The organism is Caballeronia sp. BR00000012568055 (assembly GCF_029439455.1).
Taxonomy (GTDB): Bacteria; Pseudomonadota; Gammaproteobacteria; order Burkholderiales; family Burkholderiaceae; genus Caballeronia.
This window is the reverse complement of record NZ_JAQFVG010000358.1, coordinates 92,468-118,658: the sequence shown is the minus strand read 5'-3', so window position 1 is coordinate 118,658 and position 26,191 is coordinate 92,468. Positions and strand designations below refer to the sequence as shown.

General features: G+C 61.4%; 27 protein-coding genes. 12 read left to right on the top strand and 15 right to left on the bottom strand.

Annotated elements, in window-relative coordinates; translation table 11 throughout:
• Positions 1–2 precede the first annotated feature (2 nt).
• Positions 3–242, top strand: a complete 240-nt coding sequence (locus P7F28_RS32340; protein WP_277189357.1) for a hypothetical protein — start codon at positions 3–5, stop codon at positions 240–242.
• A 3-nt stretch (positions 243–245) separates the two neighbouring features.
• Here P7F28_RS32340 and rfaE2 read toward each other — a convergent pair whose 3' ends face one another.
• The 7 genes from rfaE2 to P7F28_RS32305 all read right to left on the bottom strand — a co-directional run bounded on the left by rfaE2 (position 246) and on the right by P7F28_RS32305 (position 7,402).
• A complete protein-coding gene (gene rfaE2, locus P7F28_RS32335) occupies positions 246–728 on the bottom strand; it encodes a D-glycero-beta-D-manno-heptose 1-phosphate adenylyltransferase (RefSeq protein WP_277189356.1) in 483 nt (160 codons plus the stop codon).
• 155 nt (positions 729–883) lie between these two features.
• Positions 884–1,750 carry a ferritin-like domain-containing protein gene (locus tag P7F28_RS32330; RefSeq protein WP_277189355.1) on the bottom strand — a complete coding sequence of 289 codons (867 nt, stop codon included), beginning with the start codon at positions 1,748–1,750 and terminating at the stop codon, positions 884–886.
• Positions 1,751–2,177: 427 nt separating this feature from the next.
• Positions 2,178–3,191 carry a cobalamin-dependent protein gene (locus P7F28_RS32325; protein ID WP_277189354.1) on the bottom strand — a complete coding sequence of 338 codons (1,014 nt, stop codon included), beginning with the start codon at positions 3,189–3,191 and terminating at the stop codon, positions 2,178–2,180.
• Positions 3,192–3,545: 354 nt separating this feature from the next.
• Complete coding sequence (locus P7F28_RS32320) at positions 3,546–4,274, bottom strand: PhaM family polyhydroxyalkanoate granule multifunctional regulatory protein (RefSeq protein WP_277189353.1); 729 nt, start codon at positions 4,272–4,274, stop codon at positions 3,546–3,548.
• A 47-nt stretch (positions 4,275–4,321) separates the two neighbouring features.
• Positions 4,322–5,149: an enoyl-CoA hydratase/isomerase family protein gene (locus P7F28_RS32315; RefSeq protein WP_277189352.1), complete on the bottom strand. Its 828-nt coding sequence runs from the start codon at positions 5,147–5,149 to the stop codon at positions 4,322–4,324.
• 18 nt (positions 5,150–5,167) lie between these two features.
• Positions 5,168–6,334, bottom strand: coding sequence for an ABC transporter substrate-binding protein (locus tag P7F28_RS32310; protein WP_370467452.1), 1,167 nt, complete (start codon positions 6,332–6,334; stop codon positions 5,168–5,170).
• 81 nt (positions 6,335–6,415) lie between these two features.
• On the bottom strand, positions 6,416–7,402 hold the full coding sequence (locus P7F28_RS32305) for a fumarylacetoacetate hydrolase family protein (protein WP_277189351.1): 987 nt from the start codon (positions 7,400–7,402) through the stop codon (positions 6,416–6,418).
• Positions 7,403–7,497: 95 nt separating this feature from the next.
• On the opposite strand from P7F28_RS32305, the gene P7F28_RS32300 reads away from it, so the two are divergent.
• The 7 genes from P7F28_RS32300 to P7F28_RS32270 all read left to right on the top strand — a co-directional run bounded on the left by P7F28_RS32300 (position 7,498) and on the right by P7F28_RS32270 (position 15,179).
• The gene (locus tag P7F28_RS32300) at positions 7,498–8,307 is read left to right on the top strand and encodes an IclR family transcriptional regulator (RefSeq protein ID WP_277189350.1); all 810 of its coding nucleotides are present in this window, start codon (positions 7,498–7,500) and stop codon (positions 8,305–8,307) included.
• An 87-nt stretch (positions 8,308–8,394) separates the two neighbouring features.
• The gene (locus tag P7F28_RS32295; protein ID WP_277189349.1) at positions 8,395–9,588 is read left to right on the top strand and encodes a DUF3108 domain-containing protein; all 1,194 of its coding nucleotides are present in this window, start codon (positions 8,395–8,397) and stop codon (positions 9,586–9,588) included.
• A 102-nt stretch (positions 9,589–9,690) separates the two neighbouring features.
• Positions 9,691–10,479, top strand: coding sequence for an alpha/beta fold hydrolase (locus tag P7F28_RS32290; RefSeq protein ID WP_277189518.1), 789 nt, complete (start codon positions 9,691–9,693; stop codon positions 10,477–10,479).
• A 125-nt stretch (positions 10,480–10,604) separates the two neighbouring features.
• Entirely contained in the window at positions 10,605–10,862 is a 258-nt protein-coding gene (locus tag P7F28_RS32285; RefSeq protein WP_244826831.1) for a DUF3567 domain-containing protein, read from the top strand.
• 167 nt (positions 10,863–11,029) lie between these two features.
• Positions 11,030–12,091, top strand: coding sequence for a homocysteine S-methyltransferase family protein (locus P7F28_RS32280; protein ID WP_277189348.1), 1,062 nt, complete (start codon positions 11,030–11,032; stop codon positions 12,089–12,091).
• Positions 12,088–14,829 (top strand): methionine synthase, encoded by a 2,742-nt coding sequence (gene metH, locus P7F28_RS32275; protein WP_277189517.1) that lies wholly within the window; start codon positions 12,088–12,090, stop codon positions 14,827–14,829. Before P7F28_RS32280 ends, metH begins: the two co-directional genes overlap by 4 nt.
• Before the next feature lie 143 nt (positions 14,830–14,972).
• The gene (locus P7F28_RS32270; protein WP_277189347.1) at positions 14,973–15,179 is read left to right on the top strand and encodes a hypothetical protein; all 207 of its coding nucleotides are present in this window, start codon (positions 14,973–14,975) and stop codon (positions 15,177–15,179) included.
• 104 nt (positions 15,180–15,283) lie between these two features.
• Here the strand turns inward: P7F28_RS32270 and P7F28_RS32265 are convergent, their stop codons facing one another.
• Complete coding sequence (locus P7F28_RS32265) at positions 15,284–15,610, bottom strand: DUF1840 domain-containing protein (protein ID WP_277189346.1); 327 nt, start codon at positions 15,608–15,610, stop codon at positions 15,284–15,286.
• A gap of 182 nt (positions 15,611–15,792) precedes the next feature.
• Here P7F28_RS32265 and argS point away from each other — a divergent pair, with 182 nt between their 5' ends.
• The 4 genes from argS (at position 15,793) to P7F28_RS32245 (ending at position 20,040) form a co-directional block, all read left to right on the top strand.
• Positions 15,793–17,577: an arginine--tRNA ligase gene (argS, locus tag P7F28_RS32260; RefSeq protein ID WP_277189344.1), complete on the top strand. Its 1,785-nt coding sequence runs from the start codon at positions 15,793–15,795 to the stop codon at positions 17,575–17,577.
• 126 nt (positions 17,578–17,703) lie between these two features.
• Entirely contained in the window at positions 17,704–18,462 is a 759-nt protein-coding gene (locus tag P7F28_RS32255) for an SPOR domain-containing protein (RefSeq protein ID WP_277189343.1), read from the top strand.
• A 131-nt stretch (positions 18,463–18,593) separates the two neighbouring features.
• Positions 18,594–19,250, top strand: coding sequence for a thiol:disulfide interchange protein DsbA/DsbL (locus tag P7F28_RS32250; RefSeq protein WP_277189342.1), 657 nt, complete (start codon positions 18,594–18,596; stop codon positions 19,248–19,250).
• A gap of 16 nt (positions 19,251–19,266) precedes the next feature.
• Positions 19,267–20,040: an SDR family oxidoreductase gene (locus tag P7F28_RS32245; protein ID WP_277189341.1), complete on the top strand. Its 774-nt coding sequence runs from the start codon at positions 19,267–19,269 to the stop codon at positions 20,038–20,040.
• A 77-nt stretch (positions 20,041–20,117) separates the two neighbouring features.
• On the opposite strand, the gene P7F28_RS32240 is transcribed toward P7F28_RS32245, so the two are convergent.
• From P7F28_RS32240 to P7F28_RS32210, 7 genes are all read right to left on the bottom strand, one after another.
• Positions 20,118–21,431 carry a DUF3443 domain-containing protein gene (locus P7F28_RS32240; protein WP_370467451.1) on the bottom strand — a complete coding sequence of 438 codons (1,314 nt, stop codon included), beginning with the start codon at positions 21,429–21,431 and terminating at the stop codon, positions 20,118–20,120.
• A gap of 18 nt (positions 21,432–21,449) precedes the next feature.
• The gene (locus tag P7F28_RS32235) at positions 21,450–21,965 is read right to left on the bottom strand and encodes a DUF2844 domain-containing protein (RefSeq protein WP_306806114.1); all 516 of its coding nucleotides are present in this window, start codon (positions 21,963–21,965) and stop codon (positions 21,450–21,452) included.
• 261 nt (positions 21,966–22,226) lie between these two features.
• Complete coding sequence (gene cheZ / locus P7F28_RS32230) at positions 22,227–22,886, bottom strand: protein phosphatase CheZ (protein WP_277189514.1); 660 nt, start codon at positions 22,884–22,886, stop codon at positions 22,227–22,229.
• Between the two features lie 44 nt (positions 22,887–22,930).
• Positions 22,931–23,326, bottom strand: coding sequence for a chemotaxis response regulator CheY (gene cheY, locus P7F28_RS32225; RefSeq protein ID WP_277189339.1), 396 nt, complete (start codon positions 23,324–23,326; stop codon positions 22,931–22,933).
• Positions 23,327–23,379: 53 nt separating this feature from the next.
• Complete coding sequence (locus P7F28_RS32220) at positions 23,380–24,477, bottom strand: chemotaxis response regulator protein-glutamate methylesterase (RefSeq protein WP_277189338.1); 1,098 nt, start codon at positions 24,475–24,477, stop codon at positions 23,380–23,382.
• On the bottom strand, positions 24,474–25,196 hold the full coding sequence (cheD, locus tag P7F28_RS32215; RefSeq protein ID WP_277189337.1) for a chemoreceptor glutamine deamidase CheD: 723 nt from the start codon (positions 25,194–25,196) through the stop codon (positions 24,474–24,476). Before cheD ends, P7F28_RS32220 begins: the two co-directional genes overlap by 4 nt.
• A complete protein-coding gene (locus tag P7F28_RS32210) occupies positions 25,193–26,122 on the bottom strand; it encodes a CheR family methyltransferase (protein WP_277189336.1) in 930 nt (309 codons plus the stop codon). Before P7F28_RS32210 ends, cheD begins: the two co-directional genes overlap by 4 nt.
• Between the last annotated feature and the right edge of the window lie 69 nt (positions 26,123–26,191).

Sequence of the window (26,191 nt, the reverse complement as noted above, 5' to 3'; positions counted from 1 at the left end):
GCATGCTGCGCTGGCTGATCGCCTTACTCATTCTGGCCAACTTGCTGATGGTCGCGGTCGTGCAGGGCATGTTCGGGCCGCTGCCCGCAGCCGGCGCGCGCGAGCCGCATCATCTGTTGCAGCAGGTGCATCCGGAAGCGCTGAACGTGCGCCCGCTGCATCCCGAAGACGCAGTCGATGCGCCGCAAGTCGGCGGTCCCGCGCCTGCCGCGAATGTGCAGGCGTCGCCGCTGAATCAATAAGAATCAGGACTGCGCGCGAACTTTTTTGAGCAGCGCGGTCGTCGATCGGTCATGTTCGAAGGCGATGGCGAGCGCCTTGCCGCCCCAGCCGCGCACCAACGCCGATTCCGCGAGTTTGTCCATGTCGTAATCGCCGCCTTTCACGAGCACGTCCGGATGCACCGCGCCGATCAGTTCCAGCGGCGTCGATTCCTCGAACTTCACCACGTAATCCACGCTTTCCAGCGCCGCGAGCAGCGCCATGCGGTCGTTCTCGTTATTGATTGGCCGATCGTCGCCCTTGCCGAGCGTTCGCACGGAAGAATCGCTATTGACGCCGACGATCAGCGTCGCGCCGAGCGCTTTGGCATCGGCGAGATAAGTGACGTGACCGCGATGGAGAATGTCGAACACGCCGTTGGTGAAAACGACCGGTCCGTTGAGCGTGGGACGGAGCGCGGCGAGCGCATCGCGCGTGAAGATTTTGCGTTCGAAGATGGCGGGCATGGCGTCGCTCGATTGCGATGTGCTGAAAGCGCGCATTGTCTCATGCAGCATTGGTGGCTTTGGCTTCGCGCGAACGCAGCCTCGGCGCGCACAAACGAAAACGGCCCGCCAAGGTTTCCCCGGCAGGCCGTTGTTTGATGCTCTTTTAGGCAAACTTAAGCGGGCTGTTCACCGCCCGAAGCCTGCAACCGCAACGTCACTTCCTTGCGATATCGGTTCAATTCCTGCGCCGTCGCGAACGAGCGTTCGAACAAAATCGACAGGTTGTGCAGAATGCGTTCGACAACCTTTTTCTCCCAGCTATCGTCAAAACGGATTTGATCGTCGAGCCAGCGCTCGAGCCATTCCGGGTCTGGCAGACGCGACTGCACCGTATCGCGCGGGAAAAGCGCCTGATTGACGTGCAGATTCGTGGGATGCAGCGGCTTTTCCGTGCGACGCGCCGACGCCATCAGCACGCCGATCTTAGCGAACGCCGCGCGCGCCGTATCGCCAGCCTGAACCAGCGACTTTTTCATGTAACGCAGATACGCGCCGCCGTGACGGGCTTCGTCGCGCGAAATGGTTTCGTAGATATGCTTGATGACCGGTTCCGTATGCCATTCAGCAGCACGGCGATACCAGTGGTTCAAGCGGATTTCGCCGCAGAAGTGCAACATGAGGGTTTCCAGCGGCGGCGCCGGATCGAACTCGAAGCGCACGGCGTGCAGTTCTTCCTCGCTTGGCACGAATTCGGGCTTGAAGCGGCGCAGGTATTCCATCAGCACGAGCGAGTGCTTTTGCTCTTCGAAGAACCACACGCTGATGAACGCGGAGAAGTCGCTGTCGTTGTGGTTGTCGCGCAAGAACATCTCGGTTGCGGGAAGAGCGGACCATTCGGTGATCGCGTTCATCTTGATGGTCTTGGCCTGCTCGTCGGTGAGCAGCGACGCATCGAATTTGTCCCAGGGGATGTCCTTCTCCATATCCCAACGGACGGATTCCAGCGATTTATAAAGTTCCGGATAAAGCATGGTGTTCATTGTCCACCCCTGAAGCCACTTATGCGACGTTATATCTGTATTGACCATCGGCACGCGATGAGCGGTTAAAACCGTTGAGCGCGAGCAACCAAGCTTTCAATTTTACGCGGGATTCCGGCGGCCATAGACGTAATCCGACAACGAAGCGCCACATTCTGACGCTGCGGCAACGCGTCGCGCGCCGCGAAAACACTGCACTTCCCCGTGCGAATGTTACGTTGTTTGCGTCTTGCTCTACCGTGGGTGAGGAGCGAAACCTGTGCCTGAGGTATGAAGAACAGCCTGTCTGCCGGCGGTCCACGCGGGCCGCGCAGTATGCCGCATCAGCGTGACAACGATGCGAATTCCCGCGCGCGCCGGAAGCCGATGAGCTCGCCCGACGCTGCGGCCACACCCGATTCACGGTCGGCGAATCGGGCGTTTTTGATCATAGCACGGCGGTTTGACGCCAATCGGCGACCGTTTCGTCGATAGGGCCTAATCCCGCGATGTGATCGATACCGTCGTGCGCCTTGCGCCGCAAGGCCGGACTGCTTCCGCCGACCCACACGCGCACGTGCGGCGGCAAAATCTTGCGCAGATCGACGAGCCCGTTAGCGATGGTCTGCGCGGGCAGCACCGACGAAAACGACAGCGCAACGATATCCACGTTATGAGCGTTCACGGCATCGACGATATCGTGCAGCGGCGTCTGCAAGCCAAGCTGAATGCACTCGCACTCGGAGAGCGTGAACATGGCTTCGGCCATCAAGATGCCGAGACCGTGACCTTCGCCCGACAACGTGGTCAGCAACACACGCGGACGGCCGCCGCGACCACGCAGCGCGTCGGATAGCGGACGCATCAGCGCGCGCAACGCTCCGGTAATCGCTTCGCTAAAAAGATGCTCGTGATAAACCTGAAGCGTGCCCGCCGCCCACGCATTGCCGATGCGCGCGGAAAGCGGCGCGGCGACATCGACCGTGAAGCGTTCCAGGCCTTCCCGCGTGGCGCGTTTGAGCAGTTCGTAACGGAAATCTTCGTAGTTGCCAGCCCGCAGCAAGGCGATCATATGATCGAGCTCCAAGTCCGGCGCGTCCTGCCCGATTCCCGACGATTCCGCCAGGTGCTGCAACGTCTCGATCGACTGTGCCAGCACCTTGCTCGGCCGATGCCCCGCGTCCAGCAGGCGCTTCACCAGCCGCAGCTTCGACACCTGCTCCTGCGGATACAGCCGCTCGCCGCCCGCCGAACGCATGGGTTGCGGGAAACCGTATCGTCGCTCCCACACGCGAAGTGTGTCCTTCGTCAGACCAATTTCCTGCGCGATCGCGCCAATGCCGATGCCGACCATCGCGGAATCGTTAGCGGGCCCGTCGAGCCGATCCGGCAACGAGGTCAACTGATCGGAGTCGCCAGCCGACGAATCCGGCTCGAATTCTTGTTCAGATGAATTTGTCATGGACAGTCAAAATATAGACAGCTCTACACGTCGATGCACAATGCGTGCCATAGCAGCGCGGGTAGACAAGCCATCTCTCGTCGAACGCTTCATCATAGACAGATTTCACGGTCGCAGACAAATGTGCAGCCAGCATCTGCATCCGCGGCCGGATGAAGCTTTTCGTATCGCGAAACAATACAACCCGCCTGCGTATTGATCGATACGCATCAGCGCGCCCGACGGATGCATCGTACGGAAGATCTGTCGAAGACGAACGAGCGTGAAAGGAATGTAGAGTGCGGACGAGCGCCGCACCGAATCTGGCTGAATCTGGCCCAAGCTCGGCGGACGGGCGTCCGCCGGACCGTCATATCATTCCGAAGGGTTCGGCTTCTTGCGCGGCGCGGCCTTTTTCGCCGGCGCTTTTCGGGCTGCGGCGCCGGGCGCTTTGTCCTCGTCACTTGCAGTTGCAGAAGCGTTGGTTTCATCCGCCGCGCCGGATGCCGCCGCCTCAGGATTAGCCATGCCGGGCTGAATCATCGCGAGATGGGCAAGTTGATTGAACTGCGATTGCAGTACGTTCCACCAACCGCTGGGATCGAAGCCGGGCGGCGGCGGATCGTTGGTAATTTTTTCTTCGGCGGTGCTTTCGTTGCGTGCTTCCGGTTCCGGCTTCGGCGTTTTCGGCACGGCGTTCATCGGCCATCCGGGCGCAGCCGGTTTCTCCGATGCCGCCTTTTGCGCGCCTTCCACGGACGACTGCGCATACGCGCCGAACGCGCGCAGCGTGGCCAGCGTCGCGCGCTGCACTTCGAGCGCCTGAATGGCCGATTGCAGCATATTCAGGTTCAGCTTGAGCCAATGCTCGACCGCGCGCATGTCGGTCACGCGCTTGTCGAGTTCTTCGATATTGGTGAGCGGAGCGAGCATGTCGGACATCATCGAAAGAGAGGGAACGCCGCCCTGAGCGCCGCCCTGCATTGCGGCGGTGAAGGGATTCAGGCGCATCAGTTCCCACATCTTGCCCATCATGTCGGCCTGGCCGAATCCGGGAAAACCGGGAATCGAGAATGGCGGCGTGCCGCCCGAGTTGTCGGTCATTTGCGTGTCCTCTTTTCTGATGTTCGGTTTTCTTGCGTGTGTCGTGTTCAGAACGGCGAACCGCCGGGAAAATCCGGCGCGCGCCGCTCGCGCAGCGAACGCATGCCTTCGTGTACGTCCGGCCCGGCGAAGCCCATGAATTCCAGCGCGAGCGATGTATCGAAAGTCGGCCCGGCTGAGCGCAGCCAGTTGTTCAACGCGTACTTGGTCCAGCGTATTGCCGTTTGCGAACCGTGCGCCAGACGATTCGCCACGTCCATCGCCTTCGGCAGCAATTCGTTCTCATCCACTGCCAGCGACACCAGTCCGATACGCTCCGCTTCCTCGCCGCTCACCGGCTCGCACAGCAGCAGATAGTACTTGGCCTTCGCCATGCCACACAGCAGCGGCCACACGATCGCCGCGTGATCGCCCGCCGCGACGCCGAGCCGCGTATGCCCGTCGATGATGCGCGCCGATTTAGACGCGATCGAGACATCGGCCAGCAAACCCGCGACCAGCCCCGCGCCGACCGCCGGGCCGTGCATCGCGGAAACGATCGGCTTGCTGCAATTGATTACGTTGTACACGAGGTCACGGGCTTCGCGCCACACGCGTGCACGCACATCGAAGTCATTCGCCATGTCTTCGACCAGACCGAGATCGCCGCCCGCCGAAAATCCCTTGCCTTCGCCGCGGATCAGCGCGACGCGCGTTTCAGGATCACGGTCGATATCGCGCCAGATTTCCGCGAGTTCGCGATGCATATTGGCATCGGCGGTAGAGAGGCCGCTCTTGTTCGCGCCCGCACCGTTCATCACCACTTCCAGCACGCCATGCGGATGACGGCGCAGTTCGAGCGATTGATAGCCCGAGTACATCGAAAGATCGCTCATGTTCTCTCGCACAAATTGTCAGCGCGGCTGATAAACCCACTTGCCGTCGCGAATCTCGACCATCACGCGCGCGCGTTGATCGAGGCCGATGTGATCGTTGGGCGACATGTTGACCTGCCCGTTGGTATCCGCGAAATTCTTCGTGCCTTCGAGCGCGTCGCGCAGGGCTGCACGGAACGCGGGCGTGCCGGGCGCGCCCGCTTTCATCGCGATCGGCGCGGCGCGGTTGAGCAACATGCCCGCGTCCCACGCATACGAGCCGAACGCCGACACCGAACCCGCGCCCTGCTTCGCCTCGTACAGTTTGATGTAGTCGAGCGCGAGGCGTTTGGCGGGATGATCGTCGGGCAACTGCGCGGCAACGAGCACGGGACTTGTCGGCAGGAAGGTGCCGTTGCAATCCGCGCCGCACACGCGCAGGAAGTCGCGATTGCCTACGCCGTGGTTGTGATAGACCTTGCCTTTGAATCCTCGCTGGGCGAGCGTCTTTGGCGGCAACGCGGCGGGCGTGCCGGCCGCGCCGACTACGACCGCGTCCGGCTTTGCGGCGAGGATCTTGAGAATCTGCCCGGTCACGCTGGGATCAGTGCGATTGAAGCGCTCGTTCGCCACCACGTCGATCTTGTGCAACTGCGCGAACTTGGCGACTTCGGCGTAGAACGTCTCGCCGAGCGCATCCGCCTGACCGATATACGCCAGCGTCTTCACGCCATGATTGCTCGCATGTTCGATGATCGCGGATGCCATCATCGCGTCGGTCTGTGGCGTCTTGAAGACCCAGCGGCGCTTGTCATCCACCGGTTCGATAATCTTCGCCGATGACGCCAGCGAGATCATTGGCGTCTGCCCTTGCGCGACGACATCGATCATGGCCAGCGAGTTCGGCGTGATGGACGATCCGATAATCGCATCGACCTGATCTTCGCTGATCAGCTTCTTGGTGGTCTGCACGGCCTGCGTGGTGTCGGAAGCATCATCCAGCACGATGTAATCGACGGGCTTGCCGCCCATTTCCTTCGGCAGCAGCGCCACCGTGTCGCGCGCGGGAATGCCGAGCGATGCCGCCGGTCCCGTGAGCGACAACACCAGGCCGATTTTCACGTGCTGCGCCTGCTGCGCAAACGCCGATGTCGATGCCGACAACGCCAGCATCGCCGCGATCAGAAACTTGCCGCCTGCAACCATCGATGTCTCCTTGTTATTTTCATCGCGGCAAGTGTAAGGCGGCTGCGTTCTTACCGCGATTCGGGCGACTCAGTACTTCCTTCAGTACTCCGGCTGCAGAACCGCCTGATCGATCGCGCCGAAGATGGACTTGCCGTCTTCATCGAACATTTCGATTTTCACGCTGTCGCCGAACTTCATGAATTCGGTCTGCGCCGCGCCGTGTTCGATGGTTTCCAGGCAGCGCTTCTCCGCGATACAGCAATACCCGCGCTTCGCGTCCTTGTTCGAGATCGTGCCCGAACCGACGATGGACCCCGCGCGCAGATTGCGCGTCTTCGACGCATGCGCGATCAACTGGCCGAAGTGAAACACCATGTCCGTGCCGCAATCCGGCTGGCCGACCTTCTTGCCGTTCCAATGCACGATCATCGGCCGATGCACGCGGCCTTCGCGCCAGGCATCGCCGAGTTCGTCGGGCGTGACGGCGACCGGCGAGAACGCCGTCGCGGGCTTGCTCTGGAAGAAGCCGAAACCTTTCGCGAGTTCGGCGGGAATGAGATTGCGCAGCGAGACATCGTTGACGAGCATCAGCAGGCGCACTTGCCGCAAGGCTTCGTCGGGCGTGGACGCCATATCCACGTCCGACGTAATCACCGCGACTTCCGCCTCGAAGTCGATGCCATACGATTCCGTCGCGCACACGATATCGTCCGTCGGTCCGATAAAGTCGTCGCTGCCGCCTTGGTACATCAGCGGATCGGTCCAGAATTCGGGCGGCATTTCCGCGCCGCGCGCTCGTCGAACCAGTTCGACGTGATTCACATAGGACGAGCCGTCCGCCCATTGATAGGCGCGAGGCAATGGCGCCATGCAGGCTTTGGCATCGAAGGAAAAGGTGTTGCGCGCGCGGCCCTGGTTCAGCGCTTCATATAGCTCGATGAGTTGCGGCGCGTAGAAGGTCCAGTCGTCCAGCGCGCGTTGCAGCGTGGAGACGATCTGATCGGCAATGGCGGCCGTGCGCAAATCGCGCGAGACGACGACGAGTTGGCCGTCGCGCGTGCCGTCCTTCAGGGTTGCGAGCTTCATGGAGCAGTCAGTGACGTTGGAGGAAATGTATTTTACGATGGTGAATCCCGCCCGACGACTCAGCCGAACGGCATAAGCCTTTTGCACACATTTTCATGCAGACCATCGAGAACGACGACGACGACATCAATGACGCCACCGAAGAGAAAACGCGCTCCGGCATACAGTCGATCGAAGTCGGCTTCAAACTGCTTGATGTCCTGACCAACGAGCCGCGCGCCATGATGCTGCGCGATCTGGCGCAGCGCGCGGGCATGAGTCCGGCGAAGGCGCATCGGTATCTGGTGAGTTTTGTGAGGCTCGGGCTGGCGTCGCAGGATCCGGTGTCGGGGCGTTACGAGCTTGGCGGCTTCGCGTTGCAGATGGGACTCGCGCGGCTCGCACGTGTCGATGGCGTGAAGCTCGCGCGTCTGGCGCTTGCCGAATTGCGCGATCGCATGGATATCACGGTCGGTATCGCCGTTTGGGGTAATCAGGGGCCGACGGTGGTGCACTGGATGGAGTCGAGTCACCCGGCGAAGGCATCGCTCAAATTGGGCGATGTGATGCCGCTGCTTACTTCGGCCACCGGTTTGCTGTACGCCGCGTATCTGCCGCGCAGCAAGACGCAGGCGATGCTCGATCGCGAACTCGCCGCCCTGCGCAAGACACTCGCCGATGTCGAGCCGCTATTCACCGAAGTGCGCGAACACGGCGCGGCGCGCGTCGAAGGCATGCTGCTGCCGACCATTCATGCGTTCTGCATGCCTGTTTTCGATTCGACCGGCGATCTGGCCATCGGACTGATCGCGCTCGGTCACGAAGGCTCGTTCGATACGCGCTGGGGCGGTGTAATCGATTCCGCATTACGCGAATGCGCGAGCGGGCTATCGTACGAATTGGGGTATAAGGCGGGCGAGCGCTGAGGAACATCGTTCCGTCCGCGCGTGTCCTAAACGTTCCGAGTGTTCCGTAACGTAACAGTTACGCGCATTACGCCTTTTCTCCAGCCGATGTCGTTATTCCCGTTCCACCGCCCTTCACCCGATAGCGGTTCCGATCAATCCACGCCGCCGCGCCGCTGGTGGCGATGGGCGCTCGCGATCCTGATCGTCGCCATATTGCATTTCAGCGCGATGCGGTGGATCGACCGTGCGCGTTTGCCATCGAATGAAACGAAGGTCGAACCGCCGCCTGTGCAGGTGGAATTGCTGACGCCGAAGCCGATTGCGCAGCCTGCGCCACAGCCGCCTGCGCCTGCTCCGGTTCCTGTAAAGCCCGCGCCGCCGAAGCCCGTCGCGCGCAGGCCCGCGAAAGCAGAACCGGTATTGAGCGCGAAAATGCCCGACGCGAACGCAACTGCGCCTGCGGAAACCGCGGCACCCGCAGAACCCGCCGCAAGCGCGACGTCAGCAGCACAAGCAGCAGCATCGGCTCCCGCGCCGGCTCAACCGCCAGCAGCCAAGGAATCCGGCGATAAATTCAGCGTCCCGCCCGCCGGCGAACTGCGTTACGACACGCTCGTCAACGGCATGATGAATCAGACCGGCACGATCCACTGGTCCAACGATGGCCAGCACTACGAGATGGTCGTATCGATCCCGCTGCCCTTTGTCGGACCGTACGTGTATTCGAGCAAAGGCCATATCGATGGCTTCGGTATCGCGCCGGAGCAGTACTCGGAACAACGCGGCCGCCGCGCCGCCGATATCGCCATCTTCAATCGCGAAAACAAGCAGATCGTCTACACGAAAACGCCGCAGTCGCAGCCGCTCGCGGACGGCGCGCAGGATCGCTTCAGCGTGGTGATGCAACTCGCCAGCCTCGTGCGCGGCGCACCCGACAAGTACAAGCCGGGCGTCACACGCCAGTTCAGTGTCGCGGACAACGACAGCAACGAAATCTGGCCGATCGAAACCGTCGGCGACGAATCCGTGCAAACGCGCGGCGGATTTACCACGGCACGCCACTTCACGCGCCTGCCACGCCGCGAAGGCGACAAGCGAAAACTCGATATCTGGCTCGCGCCATCGCTCGGCTGGCTGCCGGTGCGAATTCTTCAAACCGAACCGAACGGAATGCAAATCGAACTGCTCTGGGCGGGCAAACTCCAGCCGCCTGGCGCGTCGCAGCAAGGCGAGGAGGCTGGCACGCAAGCTGCGTCTGAAGAATCCGCGCCTGCCGCGCCCGCGCCGCTTCGACCGTAATGCCGGTGATTTGTCACACCAGACCGGTACCGTAGAAAGCGGCGAAAAGTGCGGCAATGCGCCATGCAAGGCATCGCGAACCGCATTCTCTACGGAGCCGATATGCAGTTGACGATCAATCGCATCGACACGCGTTATGTACTCGACAACGAAGGCGGCGGTCCCTGGCTGACCTTCATCCATCAACTCGCTGGCGACCACTCCGTGTGGGACCAGATGGCCGGCTACTTTCGGCACAAGTTCACCGTTTTACGCTACGACCTGCGCGGTCATGGCGGCACCACGGTATCGCCCGACGACTTCACCATCGACGATCTGTCCGACGATCTTTCGGAGTTGCTCGACAAACTCGGCGCGCCTTCGACGCACGTGGTCGGTTTATCGATCGGCGGAATGGTTGCGCAGACCTTTGCGGCGAATCACGCCGACAAGGTCGATTCGCTGACCGTCGTCGGCGCACCCGCGTTCATCCCCGAAGACGCACGGCCAACCTTTGCGCAGCGTGCGGAATCCGTGCGCGAAAACGGCGCTGCGAGTATCGTGGATCCAACGCTCGAACGATGGCTCACGCCAGAATTCCGGAAGGCACATCCGGAAGTCGTCGAGCAGATCGGCGAAACGATTGCGCGTACGTCACCCGAGGGTTTCGCACGCGCGGCTGTTGCAGTGAGTCGTTTCGATGCGCGCGACAAACTCGCGTCCATCGATGCACGCACGCTGGTTGTCGCAGGCGAACGCGACAGTGGCACGACACCTGCTCAGTCGAAGGTGATCGCCGATACGGTGAAGGGCGCGCAATTCCAATCACTCGATGCCGCGCACCTGAGTCCAGTCGAGCAGTCGCAGCGCTTCAGCGCATTATTGGATGGGTTTTTGCACAACGCGGTTTGAGAATATTTGACAAATAAGCCTCGATACCCCAGGCATTACGTCGAGGCCACCCCTTGAATTCCCACCCGATCGCTCCATCTAGGCAGCAGATTGCCACGGAGCAAACAGGAATAAGGAGTGTCGCCATGCAAATGATCTACAACAGCCCGAACTACTGCGTCGTCGAGTTTCCGCCGCAAGACAACCATCTCGCGATGATGTCGGGCGGCTACGAGATCGTCGATAAAAACACGCAACGGGAGATTTTCATCGACGGTGCGCTCGCCGCGAAGTTTCGGGAGCATGTGCAGAAGCTGATCGAAGAAGAACCGTCGCTCGAAGATGTGGACGAATTCCTCGGTCAGTTCGATATCTTGATGAATCAACCGGTCGTGCTTCACTAACGCAGCAACGCGCGGACGGCTCGCCGCCGTCCGTCACGGCGACATCCACGCACCCCGCCTTCACGGCGGGGTTATTTTTTGGCGCGCACCGCCACGCGCGGCGGCGCTATCGTGGTCCGGCTACAATGCCAGACTATTTCACACACGCGTCACAAGGTCCGTCCGCCATGAACCCGACCGCCAATTCGAAAGCTCCCGCGCGCGCCTATACGCGCGGCGCCGCGCTCCCTGCGCTGCTGCAACAGCGCATCCTGATCCTCGACGGCGCGATGGGCACGATGATCCAGCGCTACAAGCTCGACGAAGCGGCGTATCGCGGCGAGCGCTTTGCGGACTACGGACGCGATATCAAAGGCAACAACGAATTGCTGTCGCTCACGCAGCCGCAGGTGATCCGCGAAATTCACGAGCAATACCTCGCGGCAGGCGCGGACATTCTGGAAACGAATACATTCGGCGCGACGCGTGTGGCGCAGGCCGACTACGGCATGGAAGACTTGTCGGCGGAGATGAATATCGAGTCGGCGAAGCTGGCGCGCGAAGCCTGCGACAAGTATTCGACGCCCGACAAGCCGCGTTTCGTCGCGGGCGCGATCGGACCGACGCCGAAAACCGCGAGCATTTCCCCCGACGTGAACGATCCCGGCGCGCGCAACGTCACCTTCGACGAATTGCGCGATGCGTACTACGAACAAGCCAAAGCGCTGATGGATGCGGGCTGCGATCTGTTCCTCGTCGAAACCATCTTCGACACGTTGAACGCAAAAGCCGCGTTGTTTGCTTTGGACCAATTGTTCGATGACACCGGCGAGCTGTTGCCGATCATGATTTCCGGCACGGTCACGGATGCATCGGGCCGCATTCTGTCGGGGCAAACGGTGGAAGCGTTCTGGAATTCGCTGCGTCATGCGCGGCCGCTGACGTTTGGATTGAACTGCGCGCTGGGCGCTGCGCTGATGCGGCCTTACATCGCCGAACTTTCGAAGCTCTGCGACACGTTCGTGTCGTGCTATCCGAACGCCGGCCTGCCGAACCCTATGAGCGATACGGGCTTCGATGAAACGCCGGACGTAACGTCGGGATTGCTGAAGGAATTCGCGACGGCTGGATTGGTGAATCTCGCGGGTGGTTGCTGTGGCACGACACCGGAGCATATTGCGGAGATTGCCAAGGCGCTGGCGGATGTGAAGCCGCGCAAGTTTCCCTCGCAATACCGCGACGCGGCCTGACATCGAACAAGAGAAAAAACATGACCGATCACACGATGCGTCTCTCCGGCCTCGAGCCCTTCAACGTCACCGACGGCTCGCTGTTTATCAACGTCGGCGAGCGCACGAACGTGACCGGCTCGAAGGCGTTCGCGCGCATGATCCTGAACGGCCAGTTCGATGAAGCGCTCGCCGTCGCGCGCCAGCAAGTGGAAAACGGCGCGCAGGTTATCGATATCAACATGGACGAAGCCATGCTCGATTCGAAAGCCGCGATGGTGCGCTTTCTGAATCTGATCGCGTCCGAGCCGGATATCGCGCGCGTGCCGATCATGATCGACTCGTCGAAGTGGGAAGTGATCGAAGCGGGCCTGAAGTGCGTGCAAGGCAAGGCGATCGTCAATTCGATCTCGCTCAAGGAAGGCAAGGAGCAGTTCCTTCACCACGCCAAACTGATCCGCCGATACGGCGCGGCATCGGTCGTGATGGCGTTCGACGAAAAAGGCCAGGCCGATACCTTCGAGCGCAAGACCGAAATCTGCAAACGCTCCTACGAGATACTGGTGAACGAAGTCGGCTTCCCGCCCGAAGACATCATCTTCGACCCGAATATCTTCGCCATCGCAACGGGCATCGAAGAGCACAACAACTACGCGGTCGATTTCATCAACGCGACGCGCTGGATCAAACAGAATCTGCCGCACGCGAAGATCAGCGGCGGTGTATCGAACGTGTCGTTCTCGTTCCGGGGCAATGATCCGGTGCGCGAAGCCATCCATACCGTGTTCCTGTATCACGCGATTCAGGCGGGCATGGATATGGGCATCGTCAACGCGGGACAACTCGGCGTGTATGCCGATCTCGATGCCGAACTGCGCGAGAAAGTGGAAGACGTGGTGCTGAATCGTCGTGAAGACGGTACGGATCGTCTGCTCGAAGTCGCCGATAAATTCAAAACTGGCGCGGCCAAGAAGGAAGAGAATCTCGAATGGCGCAATCAGCCGGTCGAAGCGCGCCTCTCGCACGCGCTGGTGCATGGGATTACTAACTTTATCGTCGAAGATACGGAAGAGGTGCGCCAGAAGATCGATGCCGCCGGCGGGCGTCCGATCAACGTGATCGAAGGGCCGCTGATGGACGGCATGAACGTCGTCGGCGATCTGTTCGGGCAGGGCAAGATGTTCCTGCCACAAGTCGTGAAGTCGGCGCGTGTGATGAAGCAGGCGGTCGCGCATCTGATTCCGTTTATCGAAGAAGAGAAGAAGCGGCTCGCCGAAGCGGGCGCGGATGTGCGCTCGAAGGGCAAGATCGTGATCGCGACCGTCAAGGGCGATGTGCACGATATCGGCAAGAACATCGTCTCGGTCGTGCTTCAGTGCAATAACTTCGAAGTGGTCAATATGGGCGTGATGGTGCCCTGCGCGACCATCCTTCAGAAGGCGAAGGAAGAAGGCGCGGATATCATCGGCTTGTCGGGGCTGATTACGCCGAGTCTCGAAGAGATGGCTTACGTCGCCTCCGAAATGCAGCGCGACGAATATTTCCGTGGCAAGCAAACGCCGCTACTTATCGGCGGCGCAACCACGTCGCGCGTGCACACCGCCGTGAAAATCGCGCCGCACTACGAAGGACCGGTCGTGTATGTGCCGGATGCATCGCGTTCGGTGTCGGTGGCGTCGAGTTTGTTGTCGGACGAAGGCGCGGCGAAGTATCTCGATGACCTGAAGACCGATTACGACCGCATCCGCGATCAGCACGCCAACAAAAAGGCGCAGCCGATGGTCACGTACGCCGAGGCGCGCGCCAACAAAACGAAGATCGACTGGAGCGCGTACACGCCGAAGAAGCCGAGCTTTATCGGCCGTCGCGTGATCAAGAACTACGATCTGGCCGAACTGGCGAATTACATCGACTGGGCGCCGTTCTTCCAGACCTGGGATCTCGCCGGTCCCTACCCGGCCATTCTCAACGATGAAATCGTCGGTGAAAGTGCGCGTCGCGTGTTCTCGGACGGCAAGTCGATGCTCTCGCGCATCATTCAGGGCCGCTGGCTCACGGCAAATGGCGTCATTACGCTCTTGCCCGCCAACACCGTGAACGATGACGACATCGAAATTTATACGGACGAGTCGCGCACGCAAGTGGCCATGACCTGGCGCAATCTGCGTCAGCAAAGCGTGCGTCCGGTCGTCGATGGCGTGATGCGCCCGAACCGGTCGCTGGCGGATTTCATCGCGCCGAAGGATTCGGGCGTGGCTGACTATATCGGCATGTTCGCGGTGACGGCGGGTCTGGGCGTCGATAAAAAGGAACGCCAGTTCGAAGACGATCACGACGACTACAGCGCGATCATGCTCAAGGCGCTCGCCGATCGTTTCGCGGAAGCCTTCGCCGAAGCGCTGCACGCGCGCGTGCGCCGCGAATTGTGGGGATACGCGGCCAACGAATCGCTCGATAACGACGCGCTGATCGCCGAGAAGTACGTCGGCATTCGGCCTGCGCCGGGTTATCCGGCATGTCCGGACCATCTAGTGAAAAACGATATGTTCGAAGTGCTTCAGGCAGGCGAGATCGGCATGACGCTCACCGAATCTTTGGCGATGCTGCCGGCCGCCAGCGTGTCGGGCTTTTATCTCGCGCATCCGGACAGCACGTACTTTTCGGTCGGCAAGATCGGTGACGATCAGGTGGCGAGTTTCGCGGAGCGCATGGCCATCAGCACGAAGGACGCGGAGCGCGCGCTCGCGCCTCTACGCTAAATCGCGTGTAAGCAACATATCGCCAACGTGATATCGAAAAAAACACACGCTATCGGCGGGAATTTTTTGATTTCCGTAGACTGTCTCCGCGATAAGCCGTCACGAGGACGGCCACGCACTCAATCCGTCACGGAGAAAGTCGCATGAAGAAGATGACGTCCGCCGTATCCGCAGCGATCGCCGCGGCTGTGCTCGTGGCATCGAGTTCGGCCGCCTTTGCGCAGGCCAGTTCCACTCAGGCGTCGTCGTATTCGCCGCCGCAGTCGGAGCACAAGAAGAAACCGAAGAAACCCAAGAAGCCGAGAACGCCAGCTCAACCCGCCAAGCCGGAAAGCGGTCAGTCGCAGTAAGCAGCAAACGTCACGGCGTTGCTTCACCGCGTTATTTCGTCGGACAAAAAAGCCCGCATCGTCGAACGATGCGGGCTTTTGTTTTCGCGACCGCCAAGCCAGCGTCAAACGCCCCAGAGAATATCTTTGTTCTCTTTATGCGCGAGTCGCAGCATGTCGAGAAACGGATACGCGCGCTGCGCCAGGCCAATCGGAATCTCGTGCGGCTCGTGCCCTTCCTCGCCTTCGTGGAAGTGACCGTCGCCTTCGGCACGCTTTTGCTTGTCGGTGCTGACGGCGGCTTCGAGTTTCTGAATCGCGCCGGGCATTTCATCGACCGTAATGACGCCCCGTTCGGTGAGATGCTTGCCGATGATACCCAGCAGATACTCAGCGAGATTGTCGAGCATCATGACGTCCGGCGTAGCGGGACTTTTGAATGTGATCAGCATGATGGAAGGTCCTTTTCCTTATGTTGGATGACAACTGGTCTTTGTGTGAGACGCGCCGATGAGCCGATCCTTGCTGCCCTGAACCATCTTTTGACAGTCTAGCACCCTGCTAAAATCGTGATATCACTTAGACATCGCGTAATCACCGCGTAGTCATCACGTTCTACTAGATCAGAATCAGCATGCTGCCCGCACACAAAGAAACTCTGGAAACGCTCCTCTCCGACGCGGTCAAGCAGGTCGCGCAAGCCACGCAAGGTGCGACCGAAGCCGCTTTCGTTTCGCCGACCATCGTGCTCGAACGACCGAAAGTCGCCGCGCACGGCGACGTCGCGTCCAACGTCGCGATGCAGCTCGCCAAGCCGCTGCGCGCGAATCCGCGTCAGCTCGCTCAGCAGATCGTCGATGCGGTGCTCGGCCATCCTTCCGCGAAGGGTCTGGTCGAGGGCGCGGAAGTGGCGGGTCCGGGCTTCATCAATCTGCGTCTCGCGGCATCGGCGAAGCAAGACGTGATCCCGGCCGTGCTCAGCGAAGGCGCAGCATACGGACAATCGACGCGCGATGCAGGCAAGCAGGTGCTGGTCGAGTTCGTATCGGCGAATCCGACGGGTCCGCTCCACGTGGGCCACGGCCGTCAGGCCGCGCTCGGCGACGCGCTGTCGAATTTGCTCGCCACGCAAGGCTACGATGTGCACCGCGAGTTTTACTACAACGACGCGGGCGTGCAGATCAACAACCTCGCCACGTCCACACAACTGCGCGCGCGCGGCCTCACGCCCGATGATCCGCAATGGCCGGAAGCCGCGTACAACGGCGAGTACATCGCGGATATCGCGCGTGACTACATGGCGGGCGCGACCGTCGCCGCCAAAGACGGCGAGCCGGTCAAGGGCAAGGGTGACGTCGAAGATCTCGAAGCCATTCGCCACTTCGCGGTCGCGTATCTGCGTCACGAACAGGATCTGGATCTGACCGCGTTCGGCGTGAAGTTCGATCAGTTCTATCTGGAGTCGTCGCTCTACAAGGAAGGCCGCGTCGATCAGACCGTGAGCGCCCTGATCGATGCAGGCAAGACCTACGAGCAGGAAAACGCGCTGTGGCTGCGCACCACCGACGACGGCGACGACAAGGATCGTGTCATGCGCAAGTCCGATGGCACGTACACGTACTTCGTGCCGGACGTGGCTTATCACGTCACCAAGTTCCAGCGCGGCTTCACCAAGGTCATCAACGTGCAGGGTTCGGACCATCACGGGACCATCGCGCGGGTGCGGGCGGGTTTGCAAGGCCTGGGAATCGGCATTCCGAAGGGTTATCCCGACTACGTGCTGCACAAGATGGTCACCGTTATGCGCAACGGTCAGGAAGTGAAAATTTCCAAGCGTGCGGGCAGCTATGTCACGGTGCGCGATCTGATCGAATGGTCGGGCGGACTCGCGCCGGGCCACGAGACCGCGCCAGATCAGATCGATGAAGACACCATCCGTCGCGGCCGCGATGCCGTGCGCTTCTTCCTGATCTCGCGTAAAGCCGACACCGAGTTCACGTTCGATATCGACCTAGCGCTCAAGCAGAACGACGAGAATCCGGTGTACTACGTGCAATACGCGCACGCGCGCATCTGCACGATTCTGAACGACTGGAAGGAGCGCTACGCCGGCGATCTCGCGCAAGCCGCGAAGGCCGACCTCTCGCCGCTGTCCAGCGACCGCGCGATGGCGCTGCTCAACAAGCTCGCCGAGTATCCGGAAATGCTGTCGCACGCCGCCGATGAACTCGCACCGCACGCGGTCGCGTTCTATCTGCGCGATCTCGCCGGTGAATTTCACTCGTTCTACAATGCCGAGCGCGTGCTGGTGGACGAAGCGCTCGAGCGCAACGCGCGCATCGCGCTGCTGGCGGCCACGCGTCAGGCGCTGGAGAACGGGCTTGCGACCATCGGCGTGTCGGCTCCGCAAAAAATGTAAATCTCATGCTATGCCGTTTTCGCGCAACGTTTCGGCGTGCGCGAACGGCGTCATGGCGCGGGCTTGCCTTGTCGCGCAGCTATAATCGTCGGCCAACTCGAAGACTTTTCGCAGGTTATTCATACGATGGCAAAACCACGCCGCACAACTAGCCAGGGCAAGCAGTCGAAGCAAACCGGGGGCACCTTTATCGGCATCGTGCTGGGCCTGATCGTCGGCCTCGCGATCGCGGTGATCGTCGCGCTGTACATCACGCGCGCGCCCACGCCGTTCGTGGCAAAGGTCACACCGCCGCCTTCGGACAATTCGGCATCGCAGTCCTCCTCGTCCGCTCAGCCTTACGATCCGAACCGCCCGCTTCAAGGCAAGACGCCGGGTCAGGCCGTGCCGCAAGCCGCGCAGCCCACGCCGCCGAACACCGCGCCGGGCCAGAGCAGCAATCAATCGCAGTCGTCGGGCATGCTGGACGAACCGCAGATTGTCGAAGTGCCGCCTTCAGGCAACGCGGCTTCGGAATCGAAGAATACGGCGAAGAATCAGGCCAGCGCGCCTGCCGCGACCAGCAGCGCCAACGCTTCCGCGCCGAAGAACGGCTCGCAGCCGAATGCGACCGCCAAGACCAACCCGCCCGCTCCCGGCGATGTGAACACCGGTTATTACCTGCAAGTCGGTGCATACAAGACGCAGCAGGATGCCGAACAGCAGCGTGCGCGTCTGGGCTTTCAGGGCTTCGAATCGAAAGTGACGCAGCGTGATGCAGGCGGGGTGACGTATTACCGCGTCCGTGTTGGTCCGTTCGCGAAGTTCGAAGAGATGAACACGGCGCGTCAGCGTCTGTCGGATGCGGGTGTCGATACCGCAGTGATCCGTTTCTCCAAGCAGTAAGCACAAGGAATACGCGGGCGGCGTTCCGGGTAGTGGACATGAGCGGGAAAGCCTTCATCGTCCACTGCCTTTAAGCCAGGCTTAAGCGTCGTATGTCCCACTTATGGACCTCCTTTGCATCCCCTTTAATCATGAAAAAACTGTTTAGCGCCGTCGCTCTTTCCCTTGGCATCGCTGCCGCGTCGTTGTGCGTTGCGAGCGCGGCCAATGCACCGCCGGCAGCGCCCGCCGCTGGCAAGGACTACACGGTGCTGCAAGCGCCGCAGCCGGTCGGCGCGCCTGCGGGCAAGGTCGAAGTGATCGAGTTCTTCTGGTACGGCTGCCCGCACTGCAACGAATTCGAACCGGTTCTGGAAGCATGGGAGAAGAAGCAAGGTCCGGACGTCGTGTTCAAGCGGGTTCCGGTGGCTTTCCGTGACGACTTCGTCCCGCATTCGAAGATGTATCACGCGCTGGTGGCGCTGGGCGTCGCGGAGAAGGTCACGCCGGCCGTGTTCAACGAAATCCACGTGAAGAAGAACTATCTGCTGACGCCGCAGGCGCAGGCGGACTTCCTCGCCACGCAGGGTATCGACAAGAAGAAGTATCTGGACGCGTATAACTCGTTCTCGATTCAGAGCGATATCCAGCGCGACAACAAGATGCTTCAGGACTACAAGATCGACGGCGTGCCGACGGTTGTCGTGCAGGGCAAGTACGTGACCGGCCCGGCGCAGACCAACAGCCTGCAAGGCACCACGCAAGTGATGGACTTCCTGGTCCAGCAAGTTCGCGACAAAAAGATGTAATGACGCACGCGCCGGCATGACTGCAACTCCGCTCAGAGTTTTCATCACCGGCGCGTCCAGCGGGATCGGCCTGGCGCTGGCCGAAGAGTATGTGAAGCGCGGGGCCGTGCTCGGCCTCGTCGCCCGACGCGCCGATTCTCTCGCGGCATTCGCCGCACGCTTTCCCCAATCCTCCGTTTCGATCTACCCCGCCGATGTCCGCGACGCCGACGCGCTCGCCGATGCCGCACGCAGCTTTATCGCGCAGCATGGCGGCGCGGATATCGTGATCGCGAACGCGGGCATCAGTCAGGGCGCGCTCACCGGCCACGGTGATCTGAACGCCTTCCGCGCGGTCATGGACGTCAATTACTTCGGCATGGTCGCGACCTTCGAGCCGTTCATCGAGTCGATGCGCGCATCGCGGAGCGGCACGCTGGTCGGTTTGGCGAGCGTCGCGGGCGTGCGCGGGCTGCCGGGATCGGGCGCGTACAGCGCGTCGAAATCGGCGGCGGCGAAGTATCTGGAATCGTTGCGGGTGGAAATGCGGCCGCAGGGCATTTCCGTGGTGACCATCGCGCCGGGCTATGTGCGATCGGAAATGACCGCGCACAATCCGTATCCGATGCCCTTCCTTATGAACGCCGACCGCTTCGCCGCCAAGGTCGCCAACGCCATCGCCCAGAAAGTGCGATACGCGACGTTTCCGTGGCAGATGCGTATCGTCGGCATGGCGCTGCATGTGCTGCCTCGCTGGCTCTACGACTTCGCGTTCGAGCGCGCGCCGCGCAAGCCTCGCGCGAGCGAATAAAAGAATAAACGCCCATAAAAAAACCGGCTGCGTCGCAAAACGCAGCCGGTTTTTCTATCTACATCCAAAGCAGAAAATCAGAACGCCACGTAAGGCGAGCTTCCCTGCACGTCATAGCCGACATACACGTGACGGCCGAAGAAGAACGGCAGACCGAAGTCGAAGTAGCCGGTCATGCCCAACTGCCCGCCAAGGCTGTTGAACGCGTACTTCCCGCCGCCCGACGTCAGCGTGCGAGCGCTTACCAGCGAGAACGGCACCGTCACGCTGTTGGTGTTCGAAGTCACGCCCGTAATGACCGCCGACAACGACTGCTCCGAACTCGGGCAATAGAACGCGCTCGTGCTCGAACAGAGCGTGAAGCTGTCCTGGAAGAAGTTGCCGTTCGATCCGGTGTCGAAGAAGGTCTGATTCGCCGTGCCTTTGTAGCTGCCGGTCAGGTCGCCGTAGCCGTCGGTGCCGTACTTGGTTACGCCGGTCAGCGTGTTATTGCTTTGCGTGCCGATGCCGAATATCAGCGTGCCGCTGGCGCTGGCCGAGCCGGTATCCGCGACGGGCGGCAACTGCACGATCACGCCGTTGTTGTCGGAGGCGAACTTCGTGACCGGATTGGTCACCTGCTGCGCGAGCGGCACGGCGACGCCCGTGCAATTCGCGCCGTTGGTGCAGGAGAAGTACATCGCGTTTTGCGCGGTGCTGGCGCACGACGAACCGCAGTCGTACGTCGCCGATCCGACGCCGAGAATACCGTTCGCGCCGATATCGCCGAGCGTGTTTTCATCGTTGCCCGAAGGACAGCCGTTCGCCCCGGTCGGCGCTGACGTCGATGACAGGTCGCCGATGATCTGCACCGGCACGTTCGATGCCACTTCGGTGCCCATCTTCACGTCCGCCGTGCGCACCGTGCCCCACGTATAACCGTCCGCGAAGCCCGCACATTCGGCAAGTTGCCCGCCATTCGATGCCTTGGTGTTCGGCAGGTTGCCGAGCACGCCCGTGGCCGCCGAGCTGAGAATACGCAGACCGAAGGACGCCGTATCGAGCTGAATATTGTTGATGGTCTGACACACCGACGTCCCCGGCGCGCACACCGTCACCGATACATTCGGAATGTTGACGAAGCCCGCCGCGCCCGCATTGACCGAAATCGGCACGGCGTTCGTGCCGTTGGGGGCGCTGGGCTGCGCGTTGGCCGTGCTGGTTCCGCCGCTGCTGCCGCCGGACGAACCGCCCGAGCCGCCCGAACTGCCGCCGGACGACGATCCGCCCGAGCTGGAACTGGAATTGTTGTCGCCGCCACCGCCGCACGCGGCGAGCATCAGCGCGAGCAAAAGCGCGCCGAACCAGCGAGAAAGTGAAGACACCGAAGCGCCTGAAGTCGATACACGCATGCAGGATTCTCCGGTCGCTTACTGAATGTCGCTGGCGGAAACGCCCGCCGGCAACGCTTGAGGCAGGTACGCATTGCCCGCGAACGAGCCCATATGGCCGCTCGACTGGACCACGAGGCCCGAGTCCTGCACGCTCACCGGCCCGCGCCCGCCGCGCGCGACGCGCTGCGCCTTCAGGCCCTGCTGATACTGCGGGAAATAGGTTCCGAGCAAGGTGGCGAGATCGGGCACGCGCGGCCCTTTCCAGGCGATGCCGAAGACCGTGCCGTCGCTGCCCGTGTATTCGTTGACGGTGGTGCCGCTGGCGTACGTGGTCGTGTTGACCGAGTAATTCGCGGCCTTCGTGGCCGTCGTCGATGCCCCAGACGCCGCCGCCGCGCGCACGACAGCCTTGCTTGTCGCCACTGCGCCTTCGGGCGCGCTGGAAGGCGCACCGCCGAGGACGGCGAACGCGGGCATCGCCACGCACGCGCCGATCGCGCTGGCGAGCATCGCCAACGCTTTAATCCGATGCCCGTTACGGGGCTGCTTCATTGCCTTCACTGGGCCTCTCCGATCGGTTTTTAACCGAATGCGTTAAAAACTGTGCATCCGAATTCTGACGTTCAACTGACAGATCTGTCACCGCTTGGTTCGCATTATTTCTCCATGCGAATGCACTAGTATGCCAGCCAAGCGGAATAGTCCTAACGTTCGCAAATTTCCACAAAAAACGCGATGCGCATTTGCATGCACATCGCGTTGCTTGATTTGCGGGTCGTCGCAGCCTGCAAGCGCCTAAAACGGCACGCGCCGTCAGAAGCCGAGGCTCGCCAGCAGATCGTCCACTTGCGACTGATCCTGCACCACGTCGCTCTTGCCTTCCGGATTGATCTGCGGACCGTTCAGCAGGCTTTCCGGGCTGCCGCTCGCCGACATCAGCGCCGCCGCCGATGCCGCGAACTGCTCCCGCCGCTCCGGCGCGATGTTCTCCAGCAGCACGCCCAGCAACTGCTGTTCGATGAGATACACCACGTCGGTGATCTTTTTGATGACTTGACCGGTGAGATCCTGAAAATCCTGCGCAAGCATGATTTCCATCAGTTGCGCGTGCGTCGCTTGCGTGCGTTCCGGCACGCTCTGCAAAAACGTGCGCGTCTCGGCCAGCAGTTGGCCCGCTTCGCCCTGCGGCAGCGGCTCGCCATACCATTGCGACCAGCGCGCTTCCAGCGACTGCGCTTCACGCTGCATCGCTTCCTGAAGCGGCTGGGCTTTTTCGATCGCGTTGAGCGCGCGTTCGGCGGCCTGCTCGGTCATCGTCGCGACGTACTTCAGGCGATCGCGCGCGTCGGGGACGGCTTGCGCGGCCGCTTCCAGTTGCTTGTCGAGGCCGAGTTCGCGCATCGAATCACGCAGCGTGCGCGTGAGTTGCCCGATGCGCGCGAGAATGCGATCGCTCGATTGATCGCCTTCCATATCGGCGACGGCGGCGGCCAGTTCGGAGGTCAGATCGTTCAAGATCAGCTCCCCGCTTTAGCCATCTTCTCGAGAATCTTGGTGACCTTCTCGTCGAGCGTCGCAGCCGTGAATGGCTTCACGACATAACCGTTCGCGCCGGCCTGCGCCGCCGCGATGATGTTTTCCTTCTTCGATTCCGCCGTCACCATCAGCACCGGCAGATGCGACATGGTCGCGTCGGCGCGGATTTGCTGGAGCATCGCGAGACCGTCGAGGTTCGGCATGTTCCAGTCGGAGATCACGAAATCGAAGCCGCCGCCGCGCAGGCGCGCAAGACCCGCTGCGCCGTCTTCCGCTTCGTCGACGTTCGTGTAACCCAGCTCCTTGAGCAGGTTGCGCACGATACGGCGCATCGTCGGGAAGTCATCGACGATGAGGATTTTCATGTTCTTGTCCATTGCTGCTCCCGTGTGTTCCATTCAATGCGGCGATGCCGCGTAACTTAAAGATTTCAGACGCGCTGAACGCGTTCGCCCATCGATGCCAGCCGCGTCATCACGCGACGGCTCATTTCCGACAGCGGCGCGATTTCGCTCGCGCCCCCCATTGCAATTGCTTCGCGCGGCATGCCGAACACCACGCAACTCGCTTCGTCCTGCGCGAACGTGTATGCGCCCGCGTTCTGCATTTCCAGCAAGCCAGCCGCGCCGTCGCGGCCCATGCCGGTGAGAATCACGCCGATCGCGTTCTTGCCCGCATGTGTGGCGGCCGAGCGGAACAGCACATCGACTGATGGCCGATGCCGGTTCACCGGCGCGGCATCCGACAGATGCGCGACGTAGTTCGCCCCGCTGCGCGCCAGCAGCAAATGCGAATGCCCAGGCGCGATATACGCATGACCCGGCAAGACGCGCTCGCCGTGCTCCGCTTCCTTCACCGTGATGCGGCACAGCCCGTTCAGGCGCTGCGCGAACGATTTCGTGAATCCCGGCGGCATGTGCTGCGCGATCAAGACAGCGGGCGCATCGGGCGGCAGCGGCGTGAGCACTTCGCGGATCGCTTCCGTGCCACCCGTCGATGCCCCGACGATCACCAGCTTTTCCGTCGATAGCAACGGGTTGTTCAGATGCGGCGTCGGCTTGTGCACGTCCTGCGCGGCGTGTGCCGATGCGCTCGCCGCATGCGTGCTCTGCTTCACGCGCGCCCGCGATGCCGCGCGCACTTTGTCCGCCAGCAGCGATGCGTAATCGAGCATGCCGTCGCGGATGCCGACTTTCGGCTTGGTCACGAAATCGACCGCGCCGAGTTCCAGCGCGCGCAACGTGATTTCATTGCCGCGCTCCGTCAGCGACGACACCATCACCACCGGCATCGGCCGGAGGCGCATCAGCTTTTCGAGGAAGTCGAGGCCGTCCATACGCGGCATTTCGACATCGAGCGTCAGCACATCCGGGTTATGCAGCTTGATGAGTTCACGCGCAACGAGCGGATCGGGCGCGGTGGCGCACACGTGCATATCGGGCTGCGAGTTGATGATCTCGGTCATCAGGCTGCGCACCAGCGCCGAATCATCGACGCACAGCACCTTGATTTTGTTTCCTGTGCTCATGCTTCCTCCGCGGTTCTTATGCCGCGCGGCTTGAACATTTCGACGCGCGGCTTAGGCTGCGCAGTGAAGAGTTCCGCACGCGGCTTCGCGGTTGCGTTGTTGGAAAACAATTCGACGCGCGCCCGCGCTTTCGCGAGCCTCTCTGCGCGCTGTTCCGGCGTACGCTGCACGAGCGCGGCTTCACGCTCGATCACGACCGGGTCTTGCTGCGTCATCAACTTCTTGACCATCACCTGACCGGAACGCGGCATGAAAGCGACCTTGCGCGGATGCATGCCCTGCAAGTCCTCGGCGACGATGCGAATCTTTTCCAGCGCCAGATAGCGCCGCACAAATTCCGAATTGCGATCGCCGATATTGATGGTCGTCATGCCCGCCAACACCGCGCCGCCGCCGAACACCTTGGCTTCGAAACGCTCACGGCGTCCGCCGCGCTTGATGAGTTCGTTGATCAGCACTTCCATCGCGTACGAGCCGTAGCGCATGGAATCCGAAGTAGCGTGCGACGCGTCGGCGCCGTCATCGGGCAACATGAAATGATTCATTCCGCCGATGCCCGCGGTGCGGTCGTTGATGCACGCCGCCACGCACGAGCCGAGCACGGTCACGAGCACCATGTCTTCGCTCGTCATGTAGAACTCGTTGGGCAACAGCTTTACGCCCGGCTTCTTGAAGTGATTATCGAAATACAGGTTCGATGCGATCGGCAGCGCGCTCATGCGACTTCTCCTGCGAGCGCACGCCTGGCCGTGGTCGTGCTCTTCGAATCGCGTGTCAGTTCATACACGGTCTGGCCGCGCAATCTGAACGCCTGCGTCACATACGTGAAGTTCTCCGAATGACCGGCGAACAGCAGCGCGCCCGGCTTCATCAGCGGTTCGAAGCGCGACAGCACTTGACCTTGCGTCGGCTTGTCGAAGTAGATCATCACGTTGCGGCAGAAAATGGCGTCGAACGGACCTTTGATGTCGTAACGCGCATCGGTCAGATTCACGCGGCCGAAGTTCACCATCGCGCGCAGTTCGGGGCGCACTTTCACCAGGCCCGCGTGCGAGCCGGTGCCTTTGAGGAAGAAGCGCTTCAGCCGATCCACCGAAAGCGTCTTGACCTGATCGAGCGAGTAGACGCCTGCTTCGGCTTTCGCCAACACCTGACTGTCGATATCGCTGGCGAATACCGTGCACTGACGCGCGGCGTGATCGCCGAGCGCTTCGATCAGCGTCATCGCGATCGAATACGGCTCTTCACCCGTCGATGCCGCCGAACACCACACGCTCATCGGCTGCTGACGGCGTTTGGCGAAATCCGCGAGAATCGGAAAGTGATGCGACTCGCGGAAGAAGGCCGTGAGGTTGGTCGTCAGCGCGTTCGTGAAGGCTTCCCACTCGGCGTTGTCATCGTTCGATTCGAGACGATCGAGATACTGGCGGAACGTGTCGAGACCACAGGCGCGCAGACGGCGTGCGAGACGGCTGTACGCCATGTCGCGCTTGTGATCGGACAGCGAGATGCCCGCGCGGCGATGAATCAGCTCGCGAATGCGGGCGAAATCCGCCGATGTGAATTCGAAATCGCGTTCGACTTCCGTGCCGCGCGCTGAAGTTGCGGGCGCGGTGTCGAGGCGTGCGTTGCGCGTGGCCGTCATGATGCTTTGTGATTTCCTGGCGTGTTGATCGCGCGCCGCGTGGTCGGTTTCGATTGATCGGCGACGATC

Bases quoted from the DNA above. Each gene is read 5' to 3' on its own strand.
- P7F28_RS32220 (WP_277189338.1), bottom strand. From the start codon at position 24,477: ATGAGCACAGGAAACAAAATCAAGGTGCTGTGCGTCGATGATTCGGCG.
- P7F28_RS32330 (WP_277189355.1), bottom strand. From the start codon at position 1,750: ATGAACACCATGCTTTATCCGGAACTTTATAAATCGCTGGAATCCGTC.
- cheD (WP_277189337.1), bottom strand. From the start codon at position 25,196: ATGAGCGCGCTGCCGATCGCATCGAACCTGTATTTCGATAATCACTTC.
- P7F28_RS32340 (WP_277189357.1), top strand. From the start codon at position 3: ATGCTGCGCTGGCTGATCGCCTTACTCATTCTGGCCAACTTGCTGATG.
- P7F28_RS32290 (WP_277189518.1), top strand. From the start codon at position 9,691: ATGCAGTTGACGATCAATCGCATCGACACGCGTTATGTACTCGACAAC.
- cheY (WP_277189339.1), bottom strand. From the start codon at position 23,326: ATGGACAAGAACATGAAAATCCTCATCGTCGATGACTTCCCGACGATG.
- argS (WP_277189344.1), top strand. From the start codon at position 15,793: ATGCTGCCCGCACACAAAGAAACTCTGGAAACGCTCCTCTCCGACGCG.
- P7F28_RS32240 (WP_370467451.1), bottom strand. From the start codon at position 21,431: ATGCGTGTATCGACTTCAGGCGCTTCGGTGTCTTCACTTTCTCGCTGG.
- P7F28_RS32310 (WP_370467452.1), bottom strand. From the start codon at position 6,334: ATGGTTGCAGGCGGCAAGTTTCTGATCGCGGCGATGCTGGCGTTGTCG.
- cheZ (WP_277189514.1), bottom strand. From the start codon at position 22,886: ATGGAAGGCGATCAATCGAGCGATCGCATTCTCGCGCGCATCGGGCAA.
- P7F28_RS32295 (WP_277189349.1), top strand. From the start codon at position 8,395: ATGTCGTTATTCCCGTTCCACCGCCCTTCACCCGATAGCGGTTCCGAT.
- P7F28_RS32245 (WP_277189341.1), top strand. From the start codon at position 19,267: ATGACTGCAACTCCGCTCAGAGTTTTCATCACCGGCGCGTCCAGCGGG.
- P7F28_RS32300 (WP_277189350.1), top strand. From the start codon at position 7,498: ATGCAGACCATCGAGAACGACGACGACGACATCAATGACGCCACCGAA.
- P7F28_RS32235 (WP_306806114.1), bottom strand. From the start codon at position 21,965: ATGAAGCAGCCCCGTAACGGGCATCGGATTAAAGCGTTGGCGATGCTC.
- P7F28_RS32265 (WP_277189346.1), bottom strand. From the start codon at position 15,610: ATGCTGATCACATTCAAAAGTCCCGCTACGCCGGACGTCATGATGCTC.
- P7F28_RS32270 (WP_277189347.1), top strand. From the start codon at position 14,973: ATGAAGAAGATGACGTCCGCCGTATCCGCAGCGATCGCCGCGGCTGTG.
- P7F28_RS32320 (WP_277189353.1), bottom strand. From the start codon at position 4,274: ATGACCGACAACTCGGGCGGCACGCCGCCATTCTCGATTCCCGGTTTT.
- P7F28_RS32280 (WP_277189348.1), top strand. From the start codon at position 11,030: ATGAACCCGACCGCCAATTCGAAAGCTCCCGCGCGCGCCTATACGCGC.
- P7F28_RS32250 (WP_277189342.1), top strand. From the start codon at position 18,594: ATGAAAAAACTGTTTAGCGCCGTCGCTCTTTCCCTTGGCATCGCTGCC.
- rfaE2 (WP_277189356.1), bottom strand. From the start codon at position 728: ATGCCCGCCATCTTCGAACGCAAAATCTTCACGCGCGATGCGCTCGCC.
- P7F28_RS32210 (WP_277189336.1), bottom strand. From the start codon at position 26,122: ATGACGGCCACGCGCAACGCACGCCTCGACACCGCGCCCGCAACTTCA.
- P7F28_RS32305 (WP_277189351.1), bottom strand. From the start codon at position 7,402: ATGAAGCTCGCAACCCTGAAGGACGGCACGCGCGACGGCCAACTCGTC.
- P7F28_RS32325 (WP_277189354.1), bottom strand. From the start codon at position 3,191: ATGACAAATTCATCTGAACAAGAATTCGAGCCGGATTCGTCGGCTGGC.
- P7F28_RS32255 (WP_277189343.1), top strand. From the start codon at position 17,704: ATGGCAAAACCACGCCGCACAACTAGCCAGGGCAAGCAGTCGAAGCAA.
- P7F28_RS32315 (WP_277189352.1), bottom strand. From the start codon at position 5,149: ATGAGCGATCTTTCGATGTACTCGGGCTATCAATCGCTCGAACTGCGC.
- P7F28_RS32285 (WP_244826831.1), top strand. From the start codon at position 10,605: ATGCAAATGATCTACAACAGCCCGAACTACTGCGTCGTCGAGTTTCCG.